Genomic DNA, 24,515 nt, shown 5'->3' with positions numbered 1-24,515 from the left:
GAAATTTTGTTATTGTAAATTTATGAATTTATCCTTTAAAACTCATCTAAAAAATACTTCCGTTGTCGTAAGAACGGTATTATCTGCAGGAGTACTCTATTCCTGCGCAACATATAACGTAAAAAAGGGTAAAAACTTATCTGAAATACAACATTCTGATATCAAGACTGAAAATGATTTCAAAATTTTCCTGATAGGTGACGCAGGAAATGCTGATGAACCTCAGGCTCAGCAGACATTAGGCTTATTAAAATCAAAACTGGATTCTGCCGATAAAAACTCGATGCTTATTTTTTTGGGCGATAATATTTATCCTAACGGAATGCCCAAAGAATCTGATAAAGATTACGCACTGGCAAAGCAGAAATTGGAAAATCAATTGAACATAACCAAAAATTTCAAAGGAAAAACATTGGTAATTCCAGGAAATCATGATTGGTATAATGGCCTTGATGGATTAAAAGCCCAGGAAGATCTCGTAAAAAATTATTTTAATGATAAAAAAGCATTCCTGCCCAAAAATTCCTGTCCTCTGGATGATATTAGCCTGACAAAAGATATCAAATTAATTGTAGTCGATACTGAATGGGTACTGGCCAACTGGGACAATTATCCCGGAATCAATAAAAACTGTGACATTAAAACCCGAGAAGATCTTTTCACTGAATTTAAAGACCTTGTTAATAAAAATCAGGATAAAAGAATTATTGTAGCATTGCATCATCCTGTGATCAGCAGCGGAACTCATGCAGGATATAACTCTGCTGCTTCTCATCTTTTTCCTTTAAACTCAAAAATTCCTCTTCCCGGAATTGCAAGCATCATCAATATTTTAAGAAGTTCTTCCGGAGCAAACCCGGAAGATATCAACAACCAGCATTACGCTGATTTAGCCAACCGGTTAAAAAGTATTGTTCAGGAGAAAGAAAATATCATTTTTGTTTCGGGGCATGATCATAACCTTCAATATCATGAAGAAAGAAACATCCGGCAGATCATCAGTGGGGCAGGTTCAAAAGTAGATCCTGCAACAATCGGTTCAAGAACAGATTTTTCCTACGGAGGAAGTGGTTTTGCCATATTGAATATCAGAAAAGATCAGAGTTCGGATATCGAATATTTTTCAACAAAAGATAATACGCTGCAAAAGCTTACCCACGTTCAGGTGATTGAAAAACCTAAAGAATTTATCAATAATTACCCTAACTCCTTTCCATCTACCGTCACTTCTACCATTTATCCTAAAAAATTAACACAAAAGGGACCGATTTACAGATGGCTTTGGGGTGAACATTACAGAAAATATTACGGAATACCGATTGAAGCTCCTACTGCAAATATTTCAACACTTGACGGAGGATATACACCTTTCAGGGAAGGAGGCGGAAACCAGTCGAACAGTTTGCGCCTAAAAGCTCAGGATGGTCAGGAATTCGTAATGAGAGGCGTTAAAAAAAGTGCTGTCCGTTTTCTGAATAATATGGCTTTCAAGAAAAGCACTTTCGGAAACGAACTGAACAATACTTTCCCAGATAAATTCTTACTGGATTTTTATACGACCAATCATCCCTTCACACCTTTTTCAGTCGGTAATATGGCTGAGAAACTTGATATTCCCCATTCCAATCCAAGATTATATTATATCCCTAAACAGCAGGCTTTAGGTGAATATAACCAGTCGTATGGTGATGAAATGTATATGATTGAAGAACGTTTTTCTTCGGACCCGAAAACACTGGCTTCACTGGATAATGCAAAAGACATTCTTTCTACAGATGATGTCCTTAAAAATTTAAATAAAAACTATAAATATTCAATCGATAAGGAATCTTACATCCGTGCAAGAATTTTTGATATGCTGATTGGTGACTGGGACAGACATTCCGATCAATGGAAATGGGCAGAATATGAAACCGGCGACAAAGTCATTTACAAACCGATTCCGAGAGACAGAGATCAGGCTTTCAGTAAATATGACGGAGCAGCTTTCAAAATCATCATGAACATTCCGGCGATCCGACATATGAAAACCTTTAAAGAAGATATTAAAAATGTAAAATGGATGAATATGGAGCCTTATCCGTTAGATTTAATATTCTTAAAAGGAGCAACTCAGGAAGACTGGATTTCTCAGGCCAAATATATCCAGGAACATCTTACAGATAAAAATATTGACGAAGCATTTACCAATATTCCCAAAGAAGTACAGGATGAAACGCTTGCAGATATACAGCGAAAATTAAAATCCAGAAAAACAAAACTGCAGGATTATGCTGCTCAATATTATAACGTTTTACAGGAAAAAGTACCATTAGCCGGAACCGTAAATCCTGACAAATTTGTCATTACCAAAACTGGAGACTCAGTCCTTGTACAGCAGTATAAGCTTGATAAGAATAAAGAAAACCCGGAACTTGTTTTCGAAAAAACGTATGACGATTCAAAAACCAAAGAACTCTGGATCTATGGGCTGGAAGATGATGACATCTATGAAGTTTCCGGAGAGGGCCGTCCAAAGATGAACATCAGATTAATCGGAGGTTATAATCATGACACCTATACTGTTGCTAACGGAAGCAAGGTAAAGATCTACGATTTCAAATCACAGAAAAATACTTATAACGGTGAAGGAACAAAGAAAATTTCTGATGATTATGATATCAACACTTATAATTATAAACATCCAAAATATAATTTTGTAGCGGGATATCCTAATGCTGATTATAATCCTGATGACGGAGTGATTATTGGTGCATTAGTCAATTATACCGTTAATAATTTCATTCGTGATCCTTATACACAAAAGCACAGCTTAAAAGCCAATTTTTATACTGCTACAGCCGGCTTTAATCTTGCTTATAAAGGAATTTTCAAAAAAGCAATCGCCGGATGGGATTTTAATATTGATGCGTTGTACACCACTCCCCGATTCTCTGAAAACTTTTTCGGGTTATCCAATGAAAGTGAATATGATAAAGAAAGTACAGACCGGAAGTATAACAGAGCGAGAATCTCAAAACTCAATTTTGCTCCGTCTATTTCTAAAAAAAGCTGGATGAATCTGCAACATCAGTTTCAGCTTACGTTTGAAAACAATAAGGTACAGAGAAAAGGCAATCGTTTTGTAGACGTTTCTCCGGATGTTAACCAGGAGGTGTTCAATAGCCAGCAATTTGCGGGAGCCAACTATACATTTAGCTACAAAAATTTAGACAATACAGCTTTCCCTACCTTAGGAATGGAGTTTGTTGTGAATGCAGACTGGAAAACCAATCTTTCAAATATTGACAAAAATTTCCTTATTCTCAACGGTTCGCTTTCTATTGATCACAGACTTGATAAAAGAGGAAACTTCGTATTGGCGAATTCCACCAACGCAATGTGGATCAACAATAACAACTTTGAATTCTATCAGGCCGCAAGTATAGGTGGCAACAACGGAATGAGGGCTTTCAGAAATGACAGGTTTTCAGGACGATCTTATTTTACCAACAACTCTGAAATCCGATGGGATTTCGGGAGGGTAAGAAACCCTATTGTTCCTGCAAACATGGGAATTCTGGTAGGATATGACATCGGTAGAGTCTGGAATGATCACGAAGATTCAAAAAAATGGCATCAGTCTATTGGTGGCGGTTTCTGGATGAGCATTGTAGAAACATTTTCCGCAAGATTGAATTATTTCACAGGTTCCGATGGCGGAAGAATTTCCGGGGGAGTAGGAATGACTTTTTAATTCTAGCTATTACCGATCTGAAATTTTAATAATTATAAAAAATCCGCAGAAAAATTCTGCGGATTTAGCTTTTATTTCAGATTGAATTTATAAATATTTCCTCCTGTATCTTTATCTTTTTCATCAGCAATCAGCAGGGTTTTGTCATCCAGAAAAACAACTGCTTCTTTTTGAGAATTATGATTGAGTGAAATTTTCTGAATTTTAGCCGTATTAAAATCATTTGCAGAAAACCCGGAGAGCACATGAATATTTTTGTGATTTAATAAGACTATTTTATCTTTTGTGCTGTTGATCGCCGCAGAAGTGATCGCCGCATCACTGTATTTGCCGTTAAGCTTCAACTTTCCTATCAATTTTGCTTCAAAATCGCCTTCTTTATTAGGAATCTTGAAAACCAGAAAAGTCCCGTCAAAACCTTTGCTTCTGTTTTTTGTAAAGAGATAGAAGTTTCCATCCATTTCCACAAAGGCTTCACAATCATACAGCCAATTCGATTTCTTTGGAGGAAACTCTGTCTGACCTTCATAATGAAATTTTGTAGTCTGAATAACTTTTGTCGTTGCCTGAGATGGCGTTTTTAAGCCTAATTTTAAAATAGAGAGATTCTGTCTGTTATTATCATTATTTCCAAAATCTCCTAAATAAATATTTCCCTGAGCGTCTTTTGTAATATCTTCCCAGTCATTGTTTTCGGCATTTTCTACCAGAACATCCTTAAGAAGCTTCCCTTGCATATCCACTCCGTATACTACATTTTTATTTCCCTGGTCTTCTATGGCCCAAATTGTTTTTTTGTCTTGGGATAAAGCAATCCCCGAAACTTCTTTCAGTTTCTTAGGCAGAGAAAACTCTACTTGCAACTCATCCGTCTTAGGCGAATCCTGAGCTTTTGGGTTACAGCTCCACAACAAAAGTGCCGATACAACAACAATACGTAACATATCTATTTTTTTAATTTTTTAAACTGAAAATACGAAAAGCGAATATTTTTCTCTAAGTTATTAATAATCTGCTGATGGTGCAGAAAAAAACCTGCAGCCAAACCTATTAAGCTTCCTATAATGGTATCTATCAGCCTTGCATGCATCAGCTTTTCAAGATCATGGTGAATCTCACTTCCTGCTTCTGCCAGAAGAATTGTTAAAGGTGTAATAAAAATGACTGCAAAACCATAATTTCTTACAATTAATAATTCAATAATGAACTGTAAAACCGTGATAATAATGATCATTACGATCTTTTCGGGATCAAACAAAAGAATCAGCCAGGCAAAACCAATTCCAATGAAGGTTCCCAAAATCCTGTGCATATTTCGTTGCCGGACATGTTCAAAGTTCCTTCCTTGAATAATCGCAACTGCTGCGATAGAAATCCAATAGGTATTTTCAAATTTTAAAAGATGCCCAATAATTAAAGTCGAAGCCATGAAAAATCCGATGACGGCACTCTCCACAAATTTGGTATATCTTCTTTTTTTGAATGCTCTTCTGGGAACCGTAACTACATTACTTTTTTCAATAAAAACCGAATATAAAAAAGCTAATGAACATGATAAAGTTGCTCCCATCGCAACAAGTCCCACTCTGGTTGGAATAAAGTTCAAATCAAATTTATAGGTACTTGCCATTGCAGCAACCATAATGAAGAAAAAGTTTCCCGGTGGAGGAATTTTAAAATAAGATGAAATAAAATGGGCTAAAAACGAAACAATCCCCAATGACAATGCAGCAAAATAAGCATTAAAGCTGAAAAAAGAACTTACCGTAAAGGAAAATACAATTCCGAATGCACAAACAAGCAAATGGATCATTCTCTGCGTAATCGAGGCTGATGTGAAATATAAAATCGTTAGTGCTCCTAAACTCGAAAGTGCCCCATAGTTGGGTTTTCCTAAAAAATACCCGATAAGAAGGCAGCTTCCGATGCACAATGCTGCAAGAAAAGGAAAATGCCATTTCCTTTCCGTTTTCTTGAATTCCAACAAATATTGAAATCGATGATGTATCGGGTTTTGTACCTTCATTTATTGCAAAAGTTTAGCTTTTTCCCAAAGAACATCCATTTCTTCTAAGGTCATATCTGCAAGTTTTAAGCCTTCTTCAGCCGCCAAGTCTTCCATTTTCTGGAATCTTGAAATGAATTTCAAATTGGTTCTTTCTAATGCTGAATCCGGGTTGATACCGGAAATTCTTGCATAATTGATCAAAGAAAAAAATACATCTCCCAGCTCCTGCTCTTTTTTATCCGGATCCGTTTCTGCGTGGAACTCCTGAATTTCTTCGTCTACTTTTTTCCATGCATCTTCCGCATCGTGGAATTCAAAACCGATTCCTTTTACTTTATCCTGAATTCTAAACGCTTTTACCAAACTAGGCAGACTTTTAGGAACTCCTCCCAAAATAGATTTGTTGCCCTCTTTTAGTTTTAATTTTTCCCAGTTCTGTTTCACTTCTTCTTCATCCTTTACTTCAGTATCTCCATAAATATGAGGATGGCGGAAAATCAGCTTTTCATTCAGTGAATTAATAACATCTGCTATATCAAAACTTCCTTTTTCCGAACCAATTTTAGCATAAAAAACCAGATGCAGCAAAACATCTCCAAGCTCTTTTTTTATTTCCTGCAGATCTTCCTGCAAGATCGCATCAGAAAGTTCATAGGTTTCTTCCAAAGTCAGATGACGGAGTGATTGCAAAGTCTGCTTCTGATCCCACGGACATTTTTCACGCAAATCATCCATAATATCTAGTAATCTTCCGAACGCTTCCAGTTTTTCCTGTTTGGTATTCATAGTTTGAGAATTCAAAGTGATACAAATTTAAGGAATGTTTCTGTCATTCTGAATGCAGCGACGCGAAATGAAGAATCTCTTTCCAACATAATAGATTCTTCCTTCGTCAGAATGACACAACTAACCGTTATAACAATATAAACAAAAAAACCTCGCCATTTCGGGCGAGGTCTGTATTTTAGATTCAAAGACAAAATTATCCTTGTTTTCTGTGTGTACTTTTTGGAGCTGCTTTAGCTGCAGAAGTCGCTTTTACTTTTGGAGTTGCCGGCTTTTCTGCTTTTGGAGCCGCTTTTTTAGGAGCTTCTTTTTCTACGCTTACTTCTTCTGCAGGCTCACCTTCTAAAGTTTCAGATTCTGCTTTTACAAAGCTTTCCGGAGTAATATATCCTGCTTTCTGAAGAATATTATACCATTGAGCCAATTTCTTGATATCAGAAGCATATACTCTTTCCGTATCGTAGTTCGGAAGAGAAGCCGTCATGAATTCTTTCAGTTCAGCATCAGAAGATTTATGATGAATAGCTTCTTTGTAATCGTAGTTTTTAGCAATATTTTCAAAAACTTCGAACAAAGGAACTTCTTTATCAAATGTAAACATTGCGATATTATCTAGCAAACTTACCTGGCTAGAGTTACCGATGCTTACTTTTTTCTTAGTTGTAACATCTTCAATAATAAATCCGTTTCTTAATTGAGAAACTAACTTGAAAAGTCCTGGTTTTCCGGAAATTGAAATTATTTTTTCTAACAGCATAATTTTATTTTTTGTGAATATAGCAGTCGGCTAAAGGCTTCCTGCTGTTTAATATTTTTATTTTTTTATTTCAAACTTATTTTGGGAATCTCATTTTATAGTTGATACTGACATCGCCTTGTGTAATTTTAGTAAGTTTTCCCTTTACCAATTTCTTTTTTAAAGCACTTAAATGATCTGTAAACAGCGTTCCTTCTATATGATCATATTCATGCTGAATTACGCGGGCTCTAATATCGGAAAAAGTTTCTGTATGCTTAACGAAATTTTCATCATAATATTCGATAAGAATCGTACTTTTTCTTTTCACATCTTCTCTCACATCAGGAATGGAAAGACATCCTTCATTAAACTTCCATTCTTCACCGGATTCTTCAAGAATTCTGGCATTAATAAAAACCTTTTTAAATTCTGCCAATTCATCCTTAATATCCTCATAGTCTTCATCTTCTGCCAAAGGAGTAACATCAATTACAAACAAACGAATATCCAGTCCGATCTGTGGTGCAGCCAAACCAATTCCGTTGGCACTATACATGGTTTCGAACATGTTATCTATCAACTCTTGTAACTCGGGATAATCTTTATCTATATCCTTACCTATTTTTCTCAAAACAGGGTCCCCAAAGGCTCTTATCGGTAAAATCATCTTGTTCTTTGTTCTAAAAAATTTTGCAATATGATGGTTGCACTTACTTTATCTATTAATCCTTTTTCCTGTCTTTGTTTTTTACTTTTCCCGCTTTGGGAAATAAAAAATGAAGCCATTTTGGATGTAAATCTTTCATCGAAGCGGTTTACTTTTATCATGGGAAATTCTTTTTTAAAAATTTCTATAAATTGTAAAATATCTGTTTCCACTTCAGAAATATTTCCTTTCAAATCTACAGGAAGTCCGATTACCACTTCATCCACTCTGTTTTCGTTAAAATATTTTTTCAAAAACTCAATCAAAACAGGAGTCTGAACCGTATCCAAACCACTCGCAATAATCTGCATATCATCCGTTGCAGCAATACCACAACGGGCCTTTCCATAGTCTATTGCAAGGATTTGTCCCATAAGTCTGCAAATTTAGTAAATTTTAATGATTTTATTCTACACACAGTTTTTTTTATGAATCATGTTTTATTCCATTATTTTTTTTATAATTTTATTCTTCCAAACTACTTAAATTATGAAGAAAATCATACTCGTTAGACATGCGAAGAGCGACTGGCCGGAGGAAACCGAAGATTTTGACAGACCTTTGGCAGATAAAGGATTGGAAGATGCCATGAATATGTCGAGGTTTTTAAAAGCCAATAATATATCTATAGACTACCTTGTTTCCAGCCCTGCTGTAAGAGCATTAAATACGTGTAAGATTTTCAATCAGACCTATAATCTTAATTTTGATACCGATGAGAAATTGTATAATCCGTCGGAAAGAAATTTTGAGTCGGTGATTTACGATTTAGATAACAAGCACAATTCAGTCGCTTTTTTCTCTCATAATAACGGAATCTCTAATTTTGCCAATTCTATTTCCGAAGATATTTTTCATTTTCCGACCTGTGGCGTGGCCGGCTTTGAAATAGATTGCGATTCCTGGACCGATTTTGACGGAGCTAACAAAAAGCTTTTATTTTTTTATGAGCCGGGGAAGATTTAGAAAAAATAATATACGCATAAAAAAACTCCAACAGCTTGTTGGAGTTTTTTTATTTATTTTCTTTTAAGATCTAAATCATCAAAATCAAAACTGAAATCGGTAACATCAGAAATCGGCTTTACTCTGGCAGATTCGGCTTTTCCTGTTTCATCATAATCAAAAATAATGTAAGCATCTGCATCATAGCTTCTGTCATCCCATTTGATGATGAAAGAATTATTTGAATAAGGTAACAATTCTCCTTTCAGTCTTGGAGAATTGTTACACAGAATTCTGTATGTATTTCCCTGCTGAGAAACTTCTACGTCACCGAACCATCTGTCGTTATAAGTTCCGACAAATTGTTCTGATTTCGGCTGTAAGTTTTTATCTTTTCTGAAAGCTTCTGATTTCGCAAAGGCTTCCTTCTTTTGCTTGTCAAAACCTTCTTCCATCTTTTTCATTCGGTCACCATAAGTTTTCAGCCAGTTTCTGTCGGCAATTCCCAAATAAGAATCTTTAACAGTGTTTGTAATGGTATTGAAAGCTGCTCCCGATTGTTGATTGGTCAACACTACAATTCCCAGTTTCATATCCGGAATTAATGTAAATTGGGTTACTGTGCCGATTAATCCTCCTGTATGCTGAATTTGTTTGTGACCTTTCACATCGCTTAAAAACCATCCCATTCCGTATCCGTAAAAACTTGTATCGTACGGATTTTTTGCCGCCACTCCACTTGGGATCTGCAGACTCCAAAGCTGCTGAACATTTTTATCTGAAACTAATTTCCTCCCGTCTTTTGTGGTAAAATTATTTAAAAGACATTCGGCCCAAAGTGTCATATCTTTAATATTACTCATAATTCCTCCTGCTGCATTCGCTGTTTCATTCCAATCATGAGGAACTGCAATCGCCTTTCCGTCTACAGGAGCATGGGCATCGATCTTATTGGCAACAGCTTTTGCTCTGCTATAACTTCCAAAACTTGATGTCATTCCCACAGGTTTCATAATTCTCTGCTCAATAAATTCTGCCCAGCTCAGTCCTGAAATTCTGTGAATCACTTCTCCGGCAACAATGAACATGATATTATTATAATCCAGAGTAGTTCTGAAAGGATTTTCCGGTTTTAAATATCTTACATTATGAACAATATCATTTACGGTTAAATTTCCTCCTTCCGGAAAAAACATTAGATCTCCCTGTCCTAAACCTAATCCGGCTCTGTGCGTCACCAAATCCTTAATGGTAACATTTTGGGAAACATACGGATCATACATTTGAAATTCAGGAATATATTTTGAAACTTTATCATCCCAGTTCAATTTTCCTTCATCTGCTAAAATTGCTAATGCTGTACAGGTAAATCCTTTTGAATTGGAGGCAATTCCCACTAAAGTATTGTCATCCATCGGCTGTTTTGTTGTCAATGAACGCACTCCAAAACCTTTTGAATAAATTAATTTACCATCTTTAATAATTCCCACAGACATACCGGGAACATCAAAAGTTTTTAGCGTGTTCTGGACCAATTCATCCAGTTTTTTCTCTTCTATTTGTGCATTGGCAATACCAACGGTCAAAAGAAAAAGGAAAAAAGAAAGTTTTTGTTTCATTTTTTTAATTTTTCCAAATTTACTAAATATTAAGATTTTTATTTAACAGCTATATTTGCAAAAAGTTTAAACATTAAAAAATGACACCAAAAAAATTACTGGCTATATTTTTATTAATAGTAAGCTGTAACTTTTATTTTTCTCAGGAAGTTGTTATTAAGGATGACAAGGTTTTGCTTGACGGTAAACAAATTTTAAAAGCAGAAAAAATAAATGTAGCCCAGTATTCTTTCTTTACCATGAAAAATGATGATGAAATTCTGATGTATAAGTACATGGATAATGAAACGCCAATGTATCAGGATGATGATTATTTCATTCTAAATTTTTTATCTGAAAAAACAAAAGTAGAGTCCAAGGATTTTACGAAAATAGCCAACTTCATGAATTCCAGAAAAGGAATGGAAAAGTTGGTTAAATGGTTATTAAAAGAAAGAGTAATCAATACTGAGGGAGAGCTTAACCCTGACAGAGTACACGTTTTTAAAGATAAATACGACGAAAACATCACTGAAAGAACACTTAGATAATGACAAAAATCCTCCTTCTCTCCGACTCTCATTCCTACATCGATGACCGGATTTTGGAATACGCTCAGCAAGCTGATGAAATCTGGCATGGTGGAGATTTCGGAAGTATGGACGTCATTGAACAGCTGGAAAAGGTTAAGCCTATAAAAGGGGTTTACGGAAATATTGACAATGCAAAAATCCGTTCTGAATTTCCGGAAGTCAATCGTTTTTTCTGTGAAAATGTCGAAGTCCTGATGGTTCATATAGGCGGATATCCCGGAAAATATAGTCCTTTGGCTAAAAAAGAAATTTCAGAAAAAGCTCCGAATTTATTTATTTCCGGACATTCTCACATTTTGAAGGCGATGTTTGATGAAAAAAATAATTTACTTCACCTGAATCCCGGAGCTTGCGGCAAACAGGGTTGGCATAAAATGAGAACCATGATGCGTTTTGTGATTGACGGTACAGAAATCAAAGATTTGGAAGTTATTGAATTGGGACCGAAATAAATTGTAATAAAATGAAGATTGGAGACAAAGTTTCTGTGGTAGATGAAGATTTAAACGGAGTAGTAACTTCCGTACATGGAAATATTGTGGTATTTAAAGATGAATATGGTTTTACCCATCAATATCCGAAAGAAAAACTGGTTCCGAAAGTTTCAGATTTTTACGAGACCGTAGAAATTGTAAAGAAAGCTGAACCGAAAAAAAATATTTCAAAGAAACATCAGAGGAATCATTTGGTTTTGGATCTGCATTTTCATAATTTAGTTAAGAATCCGAATGATTACGATAGTTTTGAAAGATTATTCATCCAAAAGGAAAAACTAATGGAAACGCTTGAATTCTGTAGAAAAAACCATCTTAAAAGACTGGAAATCGTACACGGAATTGGAGACGGAACATTACAAAAACTCGTTTGGGATACTTTGGAAAGGCATACCAATCTTGATTTTTATAATAAGGAAATACTTCATCATCAATCGGGTGCAGTAATGGTAGAATTTCACTAAATTTGCAGGAATTGAAATATGAACGTACTTAATTTACTTTTTACCAAAGACGGATTAATTTCCCAAATCGCTAAAAATAAAAGCGTTGTGGAAGAAAAGTCCTATTTTGTAGACGAAGAAACTCCGGAAAATTTCATCTCCCAAAAGCTGGATGAAGTGTTGGGTAAACAAAAGTTTGACGAAATTCAGGTAATTTCAGCCCTGAACCACTTTACCTTAATGCCGGAAGGATTTTCTGAACATGATGCAGGATTTGACTTAATTGCTTTTAACGCTCCTGTTGATAAGGAAAACGAAGAATTAATGCTTTCTGTCAACAAAAAATTCAAGGTTCAGTTTTATTATACTTTCCCGAAGAATTTTTATCAGAAAATAAAAAGCTTAGGGATACCTGTTCATTTCAATTTTTCTGGGGAAAAGTTTTTAAACTCTATTCATAATAAAAGCAGCAAGGAAATTCACATTAATCTGTATCATAATCAGTGTGAGTTTTTTGCCATTGATGATAGGAATATCATCTTATACAACAATCTGGATGTCAATTCAGAGGTTGATTTTCTTTATTTTATAATGTTTACCCTAAGCAAGATAGGTTTTGGAATTAATGAAACCAGCTTTTTTGCTTATGGTGAGACCACAGAAAATGAAACCTTTATTTCAGAGCTACAGAAATTTGTAAAGAATCTGAAAATCGTTTTTGATAATATTCCAAATAAAAATTTCATACTTAATTAGGTTGCAAGAGCCAGATGCAGGTATTACCTGTCACCTAGGATCTACAACCTAAAACCTAAACATATATGTACAGAATAATTTCAGGCAAGTGGAAAGCCAAGAAAATAGCGGCTCCGAAGAACTTTGATGTAAGACCTACTACAGATTTTGCAAAAGAAGCATTATTTAGTATTTTGGAGAATACATATGACATGCAATCTATCTCTGTACTCGATTTATTTGCAGGAATTGGCTCTATCACCTTTGAATTTGCTTCAAGAGGATGCCAAGATATCACTTCTGTAGAAATGAATCCGAAACATACGGGTTTTCTCAATACGACTGCTTCGGAATTGGATTTCAATTTACAGGTAAATGTTCAGAGAGGTGATGTTTTTGACTGGTTAAAAAAATTCAGAAATAAAAAGTCTTTTGAGATCGTATTTTCTGATGCGCCTTTCGAGATGGAAGAGAAAAAATACTACGAATTGATTTCTTTAGTTTTGAATAATAAATATTTAAAAGAAAACGGAATATTGGTCGTAGAACATCAAAGCAGAATGAAATTTGACCATCCTAATCTGATTGATACCCGAAAATACGGAAATGTGAGCTTCAGTTTTTTTGAACCTAATAAAGAAGAAAATACAGAAATAACAGAATAATGAATTTTACGTTGATTCTGCAATAAAAAAGCTGTTTCATTTAGAAACAGCTTTTTGTTTATAATACTTTTAACTCTAAGTCAATGGTTTTTCCGAAGAACTTTTTTGAGATTTTCTCGAAATTCTTTGTCAGATCCGAAAGGTAGAAATGATAATTCGGTTTCGGATTGTTATCATTCAGAAGATTATATTTATCTAAAATGATTTTTAAATGATTGGCTACAATATTCGGCGAATCAATCACACGGACACGGTTTCCGTAATACTGTTTAATTTCATCAATCAATAAAGGATAGTGAGTGCATCCTAAAATTAACGTTTCAATATTCTTAAGCTTATTATTACTTAAATAATTATAAATAATAGCATGGGTAATCGGATGGTTTTTAAAGCCTTCTTCAATGGCAGGAACCAATAATGGCGTTGCCAGTTCATCTACCTTAATCCATTTATTATGTTTACGGATACTTTTTTTGTATAACCCGGAATTCACTGTAGCCTTTGTCGCAATGACTCCAACATTATTATGGATTTCATAGGAAACTTTTTCTGCTACAGGGTTGATAACATCAATAACGGGAACTCTGCCTGCAACAGATTGCATCACTTCATCTAAAGCATTGGCAGTTGCTGTATTACATGCAATAACAATCGCTTTACAGTTCTGTTCCAATAAAAAATTAGTAATCTTTGTAGAGTACTCAATAATTGCTTCTTTAGATTTTTCGCCGTAAGGAAGATGTTTTGTATCTCCAAAGTAAATTAAATCTTCATGAGGAAGAAGCCTTTTTATCTCTTTAGCTACCGTTAATCCACCTACTCCACTATCGAAAATACCGATAGGCTGGCTGGCTGAAAGATGCGAATAGTCTGGTTTTTTATTTTTCAAATCTAGCTGAAATTTTATACAAAAATAAGGAATTTTGCGTCAAAATATATCATATTTGATATGAATGCCTCAACTTACTCAGCACGCCAATCCTAATACTAATCATTTTAATTTAATGAGGAATTCTAAGTAGTATCATACTGAGCAAAACCGAAGCATCTTAATATATGATTAATTTAAACAATAAATAAATCCGAAGCAATTCCATCGGCCATAAACCAATGTTCTTCCGGAATTTTCAAATGATTGCTATCAATTATTAAGATTCCTTCTTCCAGTTTTGTTTTAATTTCATTCTGAAAATGTTCAAGAATATTTTCACTGAATTTTTCTTTCAAGCTTGAAAGATCTACTCCCCAAATAGTTCTTAAGCCAATCATAATCATCTCATTAAACTGGTCTTCCTGAGAGAGAATTTCTTCTTCTTTAGCCAGAAGATTTGAATCCAGCTTTTTAATATACTGTTGATTATTGGCAACATTCCAGCTTCTGACATCAAAACCATTGTAAGAATGTGCAGAAGGGCCAATTCCCAGATATTCTTTATATTTCCAGTAGGAGGAATTGTGTCTTGAATAAAATCCCGGCTTTGCAAAATTGGAAACTTCATAATGCTCAAAACCATTATCTTTTAAAAAATCAGATAAATAATAGAATTCTTTGTTTTGCTCCTCTTCTTTTGGACTGACAACTTTTCCCTTCGAAATCCAGTTTTCCAAAGCTGTTTTAGGTTCTACAGTCAAAGCATAAGAGGAAATATGAGGAACTTCAAGAGCCATTGTTTTATTCAGATTTTCTTTCCAGATTTCAAGGTTGGAAGTCGGTGAACCATAAATTAAATCAATACTTAGATTTTCAAAACCAAAATCCTGTGCCCTTTTGATAGAATCTTCCGCTTCTGATGCCGTATGTGCACGATTCATCAATTTTAGATCTTCTTCAAAGAAACTTTGAGTTCCAATTGACAGACGATTTATCAGAGAGTTTGATAAGCCTTTTAAAAAATTTTTATCCAAGTCATCCGGATTGGCTTCAAGTGTAATTTCAATATCTTGTTCAAAACTAAAATATTTTAAAACTTCATCTGTTAAAGATTTAATTTCATCGGGAGAGAGAATAGATGGAGTTCCGCCGCCAAAATAAAGGGAATGCAGGTTTTTATTTTGTAGCTCATCTTTTCGCAAAAAGATTTCCTTTTTCATCGCAGCCAGCATTTCATCTTTAAAGTTTAAAGAAGTGGAAAAGTGAAAATTACAATAGCTGCATTTTTGCTTACAAAACGGGATATGTATATAAATCATAAAAATAAAAAAAGCTCTGAAAAAATCCAGAGCTCAAATTTATTTAAATTAAATTGATTAATATCTATATCCTCTACGGTTAATGAAGTTATCGAAGTTATACCCAACACTTACCATAAAGCTGTTTCCTCCATAATCCTGAATATCAGACAATCCCAGGTTATAAGTAGCTCCTACCATAAATTTGTTAAATCTAACTTTAACAACCGGAGCGATTTGTAACTGCTGATTATCAAATCTATTCTGAGCAGCTCTATAGCTTACCCCGAAAGAGAAAGAGTTGATATCATTGAAGAAAGTTGCCATCAAGTTGTAATCCATCAATCTTGTAGAGTTGGTGTTCAAGTTTACCAATACTGACGGAGTGAAATACATATTATCTCCTACATGCCAATCATACCCTAAGTTTAAGAAAAACTTGATTGGAGACGGCTCGTAGTTGTTAACGATAGATTCGTCATTACTTAAAGCAATATCATTAACGGATACTCCCCCGAATAAGTTTCTATAAGTAGCTGCCAAACCGAAGTTAGCATATACCATGAAGATATTACCTTCCGTCCCAATTAAATTAGGATCATACCCCTGTTCAGTATTCACCTGAGTATAATCAAAATTCATATTATAAAAGTTTACACTTGTACCAAAAGAGAACTGATCTTTTCTGTCTCCTTCACTACTTAGAGGAATAAAGTAAGAAGCTCCAGCTGTAATCCCTCCTGCAGAAATAGGTCCGTTGCTATCTCTAAAAACAGAAATACCAGCACCCACTCTATCAAAGATATTAGCGTTGATCCCTACTGATTGTACGTTTGGTCCATCATTAAACTTTGAAAATTGCTGTTGGTAGTTAAGATTAAGTTGAACGTCATCTGTTTTCCCATACTGAGCAGGATTGAACAGGAAATCACCATCCAAAAGGTATTGTTGATAATATGGAAGTGATTCTTGTGCTTTGTATGCATTCGACAAAAGAGCTAAACATACGATAGCATATAGTTTTCTCATAACAAATCTTGATTTCAATTCAACAAATATAAAAAAATTCTCAATATATTTTTAGTTTTCTAAATAATTTCTCCATTTTTTTACAGCATCCGCCATATCTTTTGGCATTGGGCTCTCAAAATATAATTCTTTCTTTGTGGTCGGATGTATAAATCCTAATGTATGGGCATGAAGCGCATGTCTAGGCAGAATTTCAAATACATTTTTTATAAACTGCTTATACTTAGGAAGATTCACCCCACGAAGAGGCGTATGGCCTTCGTATCTTTCATCATTAAACAAGGTATGGCCAATGTGCTTAAAGTGTGCTCTGATCTGATGAGTTCTTCCGGTTTCCAGTTTACACTCCACCCAAGTCATATATTTAAATCTTTCCAGTACTTTATAGTGGGTTACTGCATGTTTCCCCTGACTTCCGTCTTCATAGGTATGCATCTGCATTCTGTTTTTAGGATGTCGGCCGATATGACCTCTGATCGTTCCTTCATCATCCTGGACATTTCCCCATACAAATGCCCAATACAGCCTTTTTGTTTTTCTGTCAAAAAATTGTTTTGCCAGAAAGCTTAAAGCATATTCATTCTTTGCGATAACAAGCAGTCCCGAAGTATCTTTATCTATTCTGTGCACCAATCCTACTCTGTCAAGATCGGATTTGGAGCCATTTTTTTCAAAGTGAAAAGCCAACGCATTTACCAGAGTTCCGTCCCAATTTCCAAATCCGGGATGCACTACCATTCCGGGATCTTTGTCTACCACAATAAGATCATCATCTTCATAAACGATATTAATCGGAATATCTTGTGGAATAATCACATTTTCTCTCGGAGGATGTGCTAATAATACAGAAATCTGATCTCCCGGTTTTACACGGTAGTTCTGTTTTACTGCGGCTCCGTTCACAATAACGTTTCCGGCTCTGCAAGTCTGGGAAATTTTATTTCTTGAAGAGTTTTGACGAAAAATTAATAAAAACTTATCGATTCGTAAAGGCTCCTGACTTTTATCAACAGTGATATTAAGATGTTCGTACAATCCTTTATTTTCTTCATCAATATCAATATTATCAATACTGTCTGTATTTAATAATTCTTCTTCTAAAAAATCTTCGTTATCTTCTGTCATTGTTTTATATTTTTTACACAAAAGGCTTCAACATGGTGAAGTTGAAGCCTATAGTTTTATAATAATCGTAATATTACTGGATAATTACTTTTTTAGCCTTTGGCTTTTCAGCAGGTTGCTGTGCAGTTCCCTTATTATTACTTCCTGTTGTTTTTGTCTTGTCATCCGTAGAAGTAGTCGGTTTTACGGTTGTACTTTTCTGAGTTTCCGACTTAGTAGGCTCCGGTTTAGAAGTTTCTTTTTTAGGTGCAGCCGGTTCTTCAATATGAGCGGGCTCTACAGCTACTTCTTCATACCTTACAGGAGGAAGAGCTGTATCCACCTTCATACGATACACAGAATTAAGTTGATCTATTTTATCTCTCAACTCAGCAGGCGTTCTTTTACTTGCCCAGAGATCGATCTGCATTCCCTGATCCCGGACGTCTCCCGCTCCCGGATCCTGATAATATACAATATCAGACTCATCTTTACCTCCGTCTTCAAATTCTACCACTCCCGGTTCAAACTTACTTCTTAAGATAAGTGCTTTTGCCTCTTTTACTGTTAACCCAACAACATTCGGAATCGCAATGTTTCTCATAGGCCCTGAACCGATTACAACATCCACGATGGAGAATCTTGGCAATTTGGTTTTAGGCTTTACTTCTACTCCTTTAAATAGGACTCTAAGAACCGCATCTTTCTGAATACTCGGTTCATATATTGTATCACCTACTTTTAAACCTACCTGTTCCAATCTTTGGAAAGCCAGTCCTGAATATTTATTAATTACATCCGGAAGAGCAATTGCAGCCCAGGTCTTAGGGTTCACTTTCAATCTTACTGTTCTTCCGTCTTTTACACGGGAACCTGGTGAAGGAAATACCTGAAGAACCTGAAATGGTCTGAATTTCGGATCGTATTTTGAACTGTCCACTTCATATTCCAATCCTGTATCATCCAATATTTTTATTGCTTCATGTACGGTTTTATTAACCACATTTGGAACAGGAATTTCCTGGCCATGATTAGTATGATATTCCAACCAACGGAAGGTAAGCCACACCAACCCCACAAAAACACCGATGGCTACTAATAAATTCAGTAAAACTTTCCAATTGAAAAGTGATTTAAACATACTTAAAGTTACTTTAATTATAACGGCAAATATAGCTAATAATTTTAGAATGTACTTTTATTTAACACAATTCATTCAGATTTTAAAATTTCTTATTTTCACGGCTTAGATTCCATAAAATCATTAAATTTGCTTCATTGATACTATATAGATATGAACAAAAAAAATGTTGCCGTAGTAATGGGAGGCTATTCTGATGAATACGTTGTTTCCTTAAAAAGCGGTCAATTGATCTATGATTCTTTAGACAGAAACTTATACAATGTATACAAAGTAGTTATCCTCAAAAATGAATGGTATTTTTTGGACGAAAATGATAAAAAATATAGCATTAATAAAGGCGATTTTTCAGTCGCATTAGATAATAATGAAACATTACAATTTGATGTCTGCTTTAATATCATCCACGGAACACCCGGAGAAAACGGAATCCTACAGGCGTACTGGGATGCTATCGGACAAAAATATACCGGCTGCGATTTTTACCAAAGCGCCTTAACATTCAATAAAAAAGATACATTAGCAGTACTTTCAAAATATGGAATTCCTTCCGCAAAAAGTGTTTATTTAAGAAAAGGAGAAGAAATCAATGTTGATGAAATTATAGAAAATCTTGGACTTCCGGTTTTTGTGAAGCCTAACCAATCAGGATCTTCTTTAGGAATCTCAAAGGTTAAAGAAAAATCTAAGTTGATTGCAGCAACAGAAATTGCATTCAAAGAAGATGATGAGATTTTAATCGAAAGTTTTCTAGACGGAATGGAAGTTTCTGTCGGTGTAATTGATTTTAAAGGAGAAACGATTGTTCTAGGAATTACAGAAATCGTTCCTCAAAATGAATTCTTCGATTATGAAGCAAAATATGAAGGTGCTTCCGAAGAAATTACTCCGGCAAGAATTGATGATGAAACAAGACTTAGAGTAGAAGAAATTGCAAAAAGAGCCTACAATTCTTTGGGAATGAGCGGCTTTTCCAGAAGCGAATATATTCTGATGAACGGGATTCCTTATATGCTGGAAATGAATACAAATCCTGGATTCTCGCCTGCAAGTATTCTTCCTCAACAGGCAAAAATCTACGGAATCTCTATTACCGATCTTTGCGGAAATGAAGTTGAAAAAGCGTTAGCCAAAAACCTGAAATAGTTATGAAAATTGCTGTTTTCCCGGGATCTTTTGATCCTATTACTCTAGGACATTACGATATTATTGAAAGAGCAGCTCCGCTTTTTGATAAATTAATCATTGCCATTGGCCAGAATTCTCAGAAAAAATATATGTTTCCTCTGGAAAAAAGGATAGAATTTATTCAAAATTCCGTTGCAGAGTTTCCCAACGTGGAAGTGGATTTCTTTGAAGGATTAACTGTAGATTATTGTTTTGAAAAAAATGCTCAATACATTATCAGAGGTTTAAGGAATCCTGCAGATTTTGAATTTGAAAAAGCCATTGCCCATACCAACAGAACACTGGCTCATAAAAAACTTGAAACGGTATTTTTATTAACTTCATCAGGAAAATCTTTCATCAGCAGCAGCATTGTAAGAGAAATTATCAACCACGGCGGAGAATATGAACTGCTGGTTCCGGATTCCGTTAGAGTTGAAAAAGAAAAATAAAAAAATTTCAATAAGCTTTAAATGATAGTTGAAGAATGGTAGAAAATTTGCTTAAAAAGAAATCATTCATCAACTATCATTTATTTTTTATAAAATATGCACGAACAGTTCAATTTTGCCATAGAAGTACTCGGAACGATTTCCTTTTCCATGTCGGGAAGCTTTGCCGCCATGCAAAAACGTCTGGATCCGTTTGGAGTCCTTATTATTGCATTCGTGACTTCTGTTGGAGGCGGAACTGTAAGAGATTTATTGCTCGATATTCCGGTCTTCTGGATGCATGATCTCCTGACTTGCGCGTTGATTATCCTGACCAGTATTTTCACCATGATTTTTAAATCTCTTGAAAAAAACTTTCAGGTTACCTTATTTATTTTTGACAGCTTCGGACTTGGATTATTTACAATAATCGGGATTCAAAAGGGATTGCATGTCGGTATACATCCTTTGATATGTATTGGTTTGGGAACTATTACAGGTTGCTTCGGAGGGATTATCCGGGATATTTTACTCAACAGAATTCCTTTAATCTTCAGAAAAGAAATTTATGCAACAGCCTGCATTGTTGGGGGCTCCATATTTTTACTGTTAACAAAATTTACCCCTCTTTCTTTTACGGTCATTCAGATTTTTACCATTTTATTAATTGTAACGATCAGAACTTTAGCCGTAAAATACCATTGGCAGATTCCGAAATTCTACGGGTATAATAATGATGCTGAAATGTGACATTCAAAATATAAAAAAGCACCTGAATTCAGGTGCTTTTGTCTTATAAATCGATTCCGAAAATTCTTTTAATTAAAAGAATTTTCCTCTGTTTCTCATGTGAGGATTATGCATATGCTTCTGCATTGTTGGCATTTTCAGCTGATCTTTCATCATTTTGATCTGATCCGTCATCATTCCTGCGCTGTCTAACCTCTTGGCTTCTTCCAATAGCTTTTGTCCTTCCTGTTTTCTTCCTTTAGAAATTGCTGCAGCTGCAAGGTTCAAGGTAGCCATTGCTCTGTCGTGCTTCATATTCAATCCATATTCCAAAGCTTTTCTCATTAAAGGCTCCACTTTTGTCGGGTGATCCTGAGCTTGTGTTAATCCTAACAGATAATGATAATATCCATATTGAGATTTATGAAGCTGAGTTTGATAATTGGTAATGCTTTGCAGCCAAACAGCCGCCTTTTCCATATTTTGTTTTCTTAATTGCCAGAAAGCCAAAAGAATATATTCATTTTTAAAGAAAAGTAAAATAGGCGCAGCAGCAACCACCACCAAAACAATTCCCCAACCGATGTTTCTGTTCATCATCAGATAAACTGCTATTGCAATAATAATCGCAGAGGTTACGAACTTTATGTATTTATTCATTATTAAATTTTAGAAGTGCAAAGATAAAACATTTAAATATTAGATACCAGAAGTTGGAAGACAGATTCTCTCAACTATTCACTCTTAATTCTTTCGTACGTCTGAAAACAAAAATCATATTGATTTTTTTCATCTTTCTCATGGCAAACCTCATCCACCTTTCTCCATACTTTAGGATCAATTTTGGGAAAATAAGTATCGGCTTCCAAGTCTGCTTTCACCAAAGTTACCTCCAGTCTGTCAACAACATCCATTGTCTGTGCATAAATATTACCACCCCCGATAATGAAAACTTCTTCATCAATCTTTTTTGCAAATTTTACAGCTTCTTTAATGCTTCCGACAATTAAAATTCCTTCCTCAAACCAGTCTTTTTGTCTGGATACAACAATATTGGTGCGGTTAGGCAGCGGTTTTCCGATACTCTCATATGTTTTTCTTCCCATGATAATCGGGTGCCCCGAAGTCAGATCTTTAAAATGTTTTAAATCTTTCGGAAGATGCCAAAGCAATTGGTTTTCAAAACCGATTTCGTTTTTCTTTCCCATTGCCACCACTATTGTTGTCATTCAAATAATTTTCTGCAAAATTAGCACATAATTTGTATATTTGGTTAGGACAAGAATTTAAAAAATTAAACTATGAAAAACAAGGGCTGTCTGAGCGCCGGAACCATCGGTATTGCTCTACTCATTATTGTTGCTGTATTATTTTTCTGGGGTAAAAACGGATATAATAATTTCGTAGCTCAGGAGCAGGAAGTTATTACCAAATGGGCCAATGTAGAAACCGTGTATCAGAAGAGAGCGAATCTTATTCCGAACTTGGAAAGAACCGTAAAATCTTATTCAAAATTTGAACAGGAAACCCTTACAAAAGTGGTTGAAGCCCGCTCAAAAGCAACGTCTATCAATATTGACCCAAGCAATATGACCGAACAGGATCTTGCAAGATTCCAGGCTGCACAAGGACAATTATCCGGAGCTTTAAGCAGATTGATGGCTGTTGTAGAACAGTATCCAAATCTAAAAGCCGATCAGCAATATATTAACTTCCAAAGAGAATATACTGCAATCGAAAACAGTATCAGAAGCGAAACGGTATATTATAATCAGGCTGTACAGAAGTATAATACTTCAATTAAACAGTTTCCGAACAATATTCTGGCAAACTTTACCAATTTCAAAGAAAAACCTGCATTCAAAGCTGAAGCAGGAGCTGAAAAAGCACCTGAAGTATTCTCAGAATAATGAAAAGTTTCCTTACAGATCAGCAAATAGCTTCCCTTGTGGAAGCTATTCAATCAGCAGAAGAACATTCTACCGGTGAGATCAGAGTGCATATTGATTCGAATACTGAAAACGACAATGCCAAAACGGCGTTTAAAATTTTCGAAAAATTATGCCTTAATAAAACTACCGGGAAAAATGCAGTGCTTTTCCATGTAAATTTTGAACAAAAATACCTTACCATTATTGGTGATACGGGAATTCATGAGAAAGTACAACAATCCTATTGGGATCATCTGCATGATTATATTACTGCTGAGTTTGCTAAGGGAAACTATTATAAAGCCTTGAAAAGTGCAATTCTGGAAACAGGGCTTGAACTTAAAAAACATTTTCCCGTAACCGGAGAAAATCCCAACCAATTATCTAATGAGATTACGTTCTCTTAAAATAGTATTTTTATTCTTACTGCTATGCTTTTACGGTCTTGTATCAGCACAATATACTATTCCCAAAAAGCCACCGATTCTTTATCCTGTTTATGATGAAGCCAATTTATTAAGCCAGCAGGAAAAAGATAAGCTGAATGACAAACTCATCAAATTTGCAGATTCTACCTCTACGGAAATTGAGGTTATTATCATCCCTTCAACAAAGGGAGAAGATGTCAACTTTTTAGCAACCATGTTTGGTGAAAAATGGGGAATAGGAAAAAAAGATATTGATAACGGAATTGTTTTTTTAATTGCAACCGAAGACCACACTATGTCGATCCAGCAGGGACGAGCTGTTGAACAATACTTAACCGCATCAGTTGCAGGGCAAATTTTAGATTATATCGTTACTCCTCATTTTAAAAAAGGTGAATGGTATGAAGGAATCAACCGGGGGACTTCGGCCTTAATGGAAGCCGTTCAGGGAAAATTCAAACCTATTGCCAATCAGGAAAGCGGTGACGGAAGTGTTTTAAAAATACTGCTTATTGCTTTTGTCATCTTTATTATTCTTGCCATCCTTTTTGGAAACAGAGGAGGAGGAAATGGCGGAAACGATGACGATGACGTCCTGATCACAAGACGTGGCAGAAGAAACTATCCCGGAGGTTTTTTCCCTTTCCCCGGTAGTTTCGGCGGCGGTGGATTTGGAGGCGGCAGCTCTGGTGGTGGATTTGGAGGTTTCGGTGGCGGCGGAAGCTTTGGCGGTGGTGGTGCATCAGGAGGATGGTAAATTATACAAAATCAAATAACCATTAAGGTAAATAAAAATCGTTCAATTATGAGCGATTTTTTCATTAATAAAAACAACAGGATTAAAGAAAACAAAATTTAACCTGTCATTTTTTAGTTTATTTCAACATAAACATCTTTTTTAATATTAAAAAATCAATAAACTAACATATAACCCGCCT

General features: G+C 35.2%; 27 protein-coding genes. 13 read left to right on the top strand and 14 right to left on the bottom strand.

The genetic code is table 11. The features are described 5' to 3' along the window. Window positions 1-22 precede the first annotated feature (22 nt). Window positions 23-3,736, top strand: coding sequence for a metallophosphoesterase (locus CLV73_RS18135; protein WP_100378303.1), 3,714 nt, complete (start codon window positions 23-25; stop codon window positions 3,734-3,736). A gap of 71 nt (window positions 3,737-3,807) precedes the next feature. Here the strand turns inward: CLV73_RS18135 and CLV73_RS18130 are convergent, their stop codons facing one another. From CLV73_RS18130 to ruvX, 6 genes are all read right to left on the bottom strand, one after another. Further along, window positions 3,808-4,680: a hypothetical protein gene (locus tag CLV73_RS18130; protein ID WP_100378302.1), complete on the bottom strand. Its 873-nt coding sequence runs from the start codon at window positions 4,678-4,680 to the stop codon at window positions 3,808-3,810. Window positions 4,681-4,682: 2 nt separating this feature from the next. Beyond that, window positions 4,683-5,762 (bottom strand): FUSC family protein, encoded by a 1,080-nt coding sequence (locus tag CLV73_RS18125; RefSeq protein ID WP_100378301.1) that lies wholly within the window; start codon window positions 5,760-5,762, stop codon window positions 4,683-4,685. After that, complete coding sequence (mazG, locus tag CLV73_RS18120; RefSeq protein WP_100378300.1) at window positions 5,763-6,530, bottom strand: nucleoside triphosphate pyrophosphohydrolase; 768 nt, start codon at window positions 6,528-6,530, stop codon at window positions 5,763-5,765. It abuts the gene before it with no gap. Between the two features lie 196 nt (window positions 6,531-6,726). Beyond that, window positions 6,727-7,287, bottom strand: coding sequence for a DUF5606 family protein (locus tag CLV73_RS18115; protein WP_100378299.1), 561 nt, complete (start codon window positions 7,285-7,287; stop codon window positions 6,727-6,729). Window positions 7,288-7,363: 76 nt separating this feature from the next. Next, window positions 7,364-7,936: a peptide deformylase gene (gene def / locus CLV73_RS18110; protein WP_100378298.1), complete on the bottom strand. Its 573-nt coding sequence runs from the start codon at window positions 7,934-7,936 to the stop codon at window positions 7,364-7,366. Then, complete coding sequence (gene ruvX, locus CLV73_RS18105) at window positions 7,933-8,349, bottom strand: Holliday junction resolvase RuvX (protein ID WP_100378297.1); 417 nt, start codon at window positions 8,347-8,349, stop codon at window positions 7,933-7,935. The genes def and ruvX overlap by 4 nt, the downstream gene beginning before the upstream one ends. Window positions 8,350-8,464: 115 nt before the next feature. On the opposite strand from ruvX, the gene CLV73_RS18100 reads away from it, so the two are divergent. Continuing rightward, window positions 8,465-8,941: a SixA phosphatase family protein gene (locus CLV73_RS18100; RefSeq protein WP_100378296.1), complete on the top strand. Its 477-nt coding sequence runs from the start codon at window positions 8,465-8,467 to the stop codon at window positions 8,939-8,941. 53 nt (window positions 8,942-8,994) lie between these two features. Here CLV73_RS18100 and CLV73_RS18095 read toward each other — a convergent pair whose 3' ends face one another. Further along, a complete protein-coding gene (locus CLV73_RS18095) occupies window positions 8,995-10,539 on the bottom strand; it encodes a serine hydrolase (RefSeq protein ID WP_100378295.1) in 1,545 nt (514 codons plus the stop codon). A gap of 80 nt (window positions 10,540-10,619) precedes the next feature. Between CLV73_RS18095 and CLV73_RS18090 the strand changes: the two genes are divergently transcribed. From CLV73_RS18090 to CLV73_RS18070, 5 genes are all read left to right on the top strand, one after another. Further along, the gene (locus CLV73_RS18090) at window positions 10,620-11,069 is read left to right on the top strand and encodes a hypothetical protein (protein ID WP_100378294.1); all 450 of its coding nucleotides are present in this window, start codon (window positions 10,620-10,622) and stop codon (window positions 11,067-11,069) included. Further along, on the top strand, window positions 11,069-11,563 hold the full coding sequence (locus CLV73_RS18085; protein ID WP_100378293.1) for a metallophosphoesterase family protein: 495 nt from the start codon (window positions 11,069-11,071) through the stop codon (window positions 11,561-11,563). The genes CLV73_RS18090 and CLV73_RS18085 overlap by 1 nt, the downstream gene beginning before the upstream one ends. A gap of 11 nt (window positions 11,564-11,574) precedes the next feature. Next, window positions 11,575-12,069 carry a Smr/MutS family protein gene (locus CLV73_RS18080; RefSeq protein WP_100378292.1) on the top strand — a complete coding sequence of 165 codons (495 nt, stop codon included), beginning with the start codon at window positions 11,575-11,577 and terminating at the stop codon, window positions 12,067-12,069. An 18-nt stretch (window positions 12,070-12,087) separates the two neighbouring features. After that, the gene (locus CLV73_RS18075; protein WP_100378291.1) at window positions 12,088-12,804 is read left to right on the top strand and encodes a DUF3822 family protein; all 717 of its coding nucleotides are present in this window, start codon (window positions 12,088-12,090) and stop codon (window positions 12,802-12,804) included. A 65-nt stretch (window positions 12,805-12,869) separates the two neighbouring features. Then, window positions 12,870-13,448 carry an RsmD family RNA methyltransferase gene (locus CLV73_RS18070; protein WP_100378290.1) on the top strand — a complete coding sequence of 193 codons (579 nt, stop codon included), beginning with the start codon at window positions 12,870-12,872 and terminating at the stop codon, window positions 13,446-13,448. Window positions 13,449-13,506: 58 nt separating this feature from the next. Here the strand turns inward: CLV73_RS18070 and murI are convergent, their stop codons facing one another. The 5 genes from murI to CLV73_RS18045 form a co-directional block, all read right to left on the bottom strand. Beyond that, on the bottom strand, window positions 13,507-14,337 hold the full coding sequence (gene murI / locus CLV73_RS18065; protein WP_100378289.1) for a glutamate racemase: 831 nt from the start codon (window positions 14,335-14,337) through the stop codon (window positions 13,507-13,509). A gap of 176 nt (window positions 14,338-14,513) precedes the next feature. Continuing rightward, the gene (gene hemW / locus CLV73_RS18060; RefSeq protein ID WP_100378288.1) at window positions 14,514-15,638 is read right to left on the bottom strand and encodes a radical SAM family heme chaperone HemW; all 1,125 of its coding nucleotides are present in this window, start codon (window positions 15,636-15,638) and stop codon (window positions 14,514-14,516) included. Window positions 15,639-15,695: 57 nt separating this feature from the next. Continuing rightward, entirely contained in the window at window positions 15,696-16,646 is a 951-nt protein-coding gene (locus tag CLV73_RS18055; protein ID WP_100378287.1) for a PorP/SprF family type IX secretion system membrane protein, read from the bottom strand. Window positions 16,647-16,697: 51 nt separating this feature from the next. After that, window positions 16,698-17,771, bottom strand: coding sequence for an RluA family pseudouridine synthase (locus tag CLV73_RS18050; protein WP_185116796.1), 1,074 nt, complete (start codon window positions 17,769-17,771; stop codon window positions 16,698-16,700). A gap of 73 nt (window positions 17,772-17,844) precedes the next feature. Further along, the gene (locus tag CLV73_RS18045; protein ID WP_100378286.1) at window positions 17,845-18,891 is read right to left on the bottom strand and encodes a PASTA domain-containing protein; all 1,047 of its coding nucleotides are present in this window, start codon (window positions 18,889-18,891) and stop codon (window positions 17,845-17,847) included. A gap of 153 nt (window positions 18,892-19,044) precedes the next feature. Between CLV73_RS18045 and CLV73_RS18040 the strand changes: the two genes are divergently transcribed. From CLV73_RS18040 to CLV73_RS18030, 3 genes are all read left to right on the top strand, one after another. Continuing rightward, entirely contained in the window at window positions 19,045-20,037 is a 993-nt protein-coding gene (locus CLV73_RS18040; RefSeq protein ID WP_100378285.1) for a D-alanine--D-alanine ligase, read from the top strand. 2 nt (window positions 20,038-20,039) lie between these two features. Next, window positions 20,040-20,510: a pantetheine-phosphate adenylyltransferase gene (gene coaD / locus CLV73_RS18035; RefSeq protein ID WP_039372174.1), complete on the top strand. Its 471-nt coding sequence runs from the start codon at window positions 20,040-20,042 to the stop codon at window positions 20,508-20,510. Between the two features lie 96 nt (window positions 20,511-20,606). Beyond that, complete coding sequence (locus CLV73_RS18030; protein ID WP_100378284.1) at window positions 20,607-21,239, top strand: trimeric intracellular cation channel family protein; 633 nt, start codon at window positions 20,607-20,609, stop codon at window positions 21,237-21,239. A gap of 72 nt (window positions 21,240-21,311) precedes the next feature. On the opposite strand, the gene CLV73_RS18025 is transcribed toward CLV73_RS18030, so the two are convergent. Further along, window positions 21,312-21,878, bottom strand: a complete 567-nt coding sequence (locus CLV73_RS18025) for a tetratricopeptide repeat protein (RefSeq protein WP_100378283.1) — start codon at window positions 21,876-21,878, stop codon at window positions 21,312-21,314. Window positions 21,879-21,952: 74 nt separating this feature from the next. Further along, on the bottom strand, window positions 21,953-22,447 hold the full coding sequence (locus CLV73_RS18020; RefSeq protein WP_100378282.1) for a dihydrofolate reductase: 495 nt from the start codon (window positions 22,445-22,447) through the stop codon (window positions 21,953-21,955). A gap of 72 nt (window positions 22,448-22,519) precedes the next feature. On the opposite strand from CLV73_RS18020, the gene CLV73_RS18015 reads away from it, so the two are divergent. From CLV73_RS18015 to CLV73_RS18005, 3 genes are read left to right on the top strand one after another with little or no spacing between them, the layout of a single operon-like run. After that, window positions 22,520-23,128: a LemA family protein gene (locus CLV73_RS18015; protein WP_100378281.1), complete on the top strand. Its 609-nt coding sequence runs from the start codon at window positions 22,520-22,522 to the stop codon at window positions 23,126-23,128. Continuing rightward, complete coding sequence (locus CLV73_RS18010; RefSeq protein WP_185116795.1) at window positions 23,128-23,556, top strand: TPM domain-containing protein; 429 nt, start codon at window positions 23,128-23,130, stop codon at window positions 23,554-23,556. The genes CLV73_RS18015 and CLV73_RS18010 overlap by 1 nt, the downstream gene beginning before the upstream one ends. Further along, on the top strand, window positions 23,537-24,334 hold the full coding sequence (locus CLV73_RS18005; RefSeq protein WP_100378279.1) for a TPM domain-containing protein: 798 nt from the start codon (window positions 23,537-23,539) through the stop codon (window positions 24,332-24,334). The genes CLV73_RS18010 and CLV73_RS18005 overlap by 20 nt, the downstream gene beginning before the upstream one ends. Window positions 24,335-24,515: the final 181 nt, after the last annotated feature.

The organism is Chryseobacterium geocarposphaerae, from assembly GCF_002797535.1.
Classification (GTDB): Bacteria; Bacteroidota; Bacteroidia; order Flavobacteriales; family Weeksellaceae; genus Chryseobacterium; species Chryseobacterium geocarposphaerae.
This window is presented reverse-complemented; position numbering and strand designations above follow the sequence as displayed.

Excerpts from the sequence above, each read along its gene's own strand:
- CLV73_RS18040 (WP_100378285.1), top strand. The coding sequence starts at position 19,045 with ATGAACAAAAAAAATGTTGCCGTAGTAATGGGAGGCTATTCTGATGAA.
- CLV73_RS18130 (WP_100378302.1), bottom strand. The coding sequence starts at position 4,680 with ATGTTACGTATTGTTGTTGTATCGGCACTTTTGTTGTGGAGCTGTAAC.
- CLV73_RS18125 (WP_100378301.1), bottom strand. The coding sequence starts at position 5,762 with ATGAAGGTACAAAACCCGATACATCATCGATTTCAATATTTGTTGGAA.
- CLV73_RS18095 (WP_100378295.1), bottom strand. The coding sequence starts at position 10,539 with ATGAAACAAAAACTTTCTTTTTTCCTTTTTCTTTTGACCGTTGGTATT.
- CLV73_RS18020 (WP_100378282.1), bottom strand. The coding sequence starts at position 22,447 with ATGACAACAATAGTGGTGGCAATGGGAAAGAAAAACGAAATCGGTTTT.
- def (WP_100378298.1), bottom strand. The coding sequence starts at position 7,936 with ATGATTTTACCGATAAGAGCCTTTGGGGACCCTGTTTTGAGAAAAATA.
- CLV73_RS18030 (WP_100378284.1), top strand. The coding sequence starts at position 20,607 with ATGCACGAACAGTTCAATTTTGCCATAGAAGTACTCGGAACGATTTCC.
- CLV73_RS18075 (WP_100378291.1), top strand. The coding sequence starts at position 12,088 with ATGAACGTACTTAATTTACTTTTTACCAAAGACGGATTAATTTCCCAA.
- mazG (WP_100378300.1), bottom strand. The coding sequence starts at position 6,530 with ATGAATACCAAACAGGAAAAACTGGAAGCGTTCGGAAGATTACTAGAT.
- coaD (WP_039372174.1), top strand. The coding sequence starts at position 20,040 with ATGAAAATTGCTGTTTTCCCGGGATCTTTTGATCCTATTACTCTAGGA.
- CLV73_RS18115 (WP_100378299.1), bottom strand. The coding sequence starts at position 7,287 with ATGCTGTTAGAAAAAATAATTTCAATTTCCGGAAAACCAGGACTTTTC.
- CLV73_RS18070 (WP_100378290.1), top strand. The coding sequence starts at position 12,870 with ATGTACAGAATAATTTCAGGCAAGTGGAAAGCCAAGAAAATAGCGGCT.
- CLV73_RS18100 (WP_100378296.1), top strand. The coding sequence starts at position 8,465 with ATGAAGAAAATCATACTCGTTAGACATGCGAAGAGCGACTGGCCGGAG.
- CLV73_RS18015 (WP_100378281.1), top strand. The coding sequence starts at position 22,520 with ATGAAAAACAAGGGCTGTCTGAGCGCCGGAACCATCGGTATTGCTCTA.
- CLV73_RS18055 (WP_100378287.1), bottom strand. The coding sequence starts at position 16,646 with ATGAGAAAACTATATGCTATCGTATGTTTAGCTCTTTTGTCGAATGCA.
- CLV73_RS18005 (WP_100378279.1), top strand. The coding sequence starts at position 23,537 with ATGAGATTACGTTCTCTTAAAATAGTATTTTTATTCTTACTGCTATGC.
- CLV73_RS18090 (WP_100378294.1), top strand. The coding sequence starts at position 10,620 with ATGACACCAAAAAAATTACTGGCTATATTTTTATTAATAGTAAGCTGT.
- hemW (WP_100378288.1), bottom strand. The coding sequence starts at position 15,638 with ATGATTTATATACATATCCCGTTTTGTAAGCAAAAATGCAGCTATTGT.
- CLV73_RS18085 (WP_100378293.1), top strand. The coding sequence starts at position 11,069 with ATGACAAAAATCCTCCTTCTCTCCGACTCTCATTCCTACATCGATGAC.
- CLV73_RS18135 (WP_100378303.1), top strand. The coding sequence starts at position 23 with ATGAATTTATCCTTTAAAACTCATCTAAAAAATACTTCCGTTGTCGTA.
- CLV73_RS18080 (WP_100378292.1), top strand. The coding sequence starts at position 11,575 with ATGAAGATTGGAGACAAAGTTTCTGTGGTAGATGAAGATTTAAACGGA.
- ruvX (WP_100378297.1), bottom strand. The coding sequence starts at position 8,349 with ATGGGACAAATCCTTGCAATAGACTATGGAAAGGCCCGTTGTGGTATT.
- CLV73_RS18045 (WP_100378286.1), bottom strand. The coding sequence starts at position 18,891 with ATGTTTAAATCACTTTTCAATTGGAAAGTTTTACTGAATTTATTAGTA.
- CLV73_RS18050 (WP_185116796.1), bottom strand. The coding sequence starts at position 17,771 with ATGACAGAAGATAACGAAGATTTTTTAGAAGAAGAATTATTAAATACA.
- CLV73_RS18010 (WP_185116795.1), top strand. The coding sequence starts at position 23,128 with ATGAAAAGTTTCCTTACAGATCAGCAAATAGCTTCCCTTGTGGAAGCT.
- CLV73_RS18025 (WP_100378283.1), bottom strand. The coding sequence starts at position 21,878 with ATGAATAAATACATAAAGTTCGTAACCTCTGCGATTATTATTGCAATA.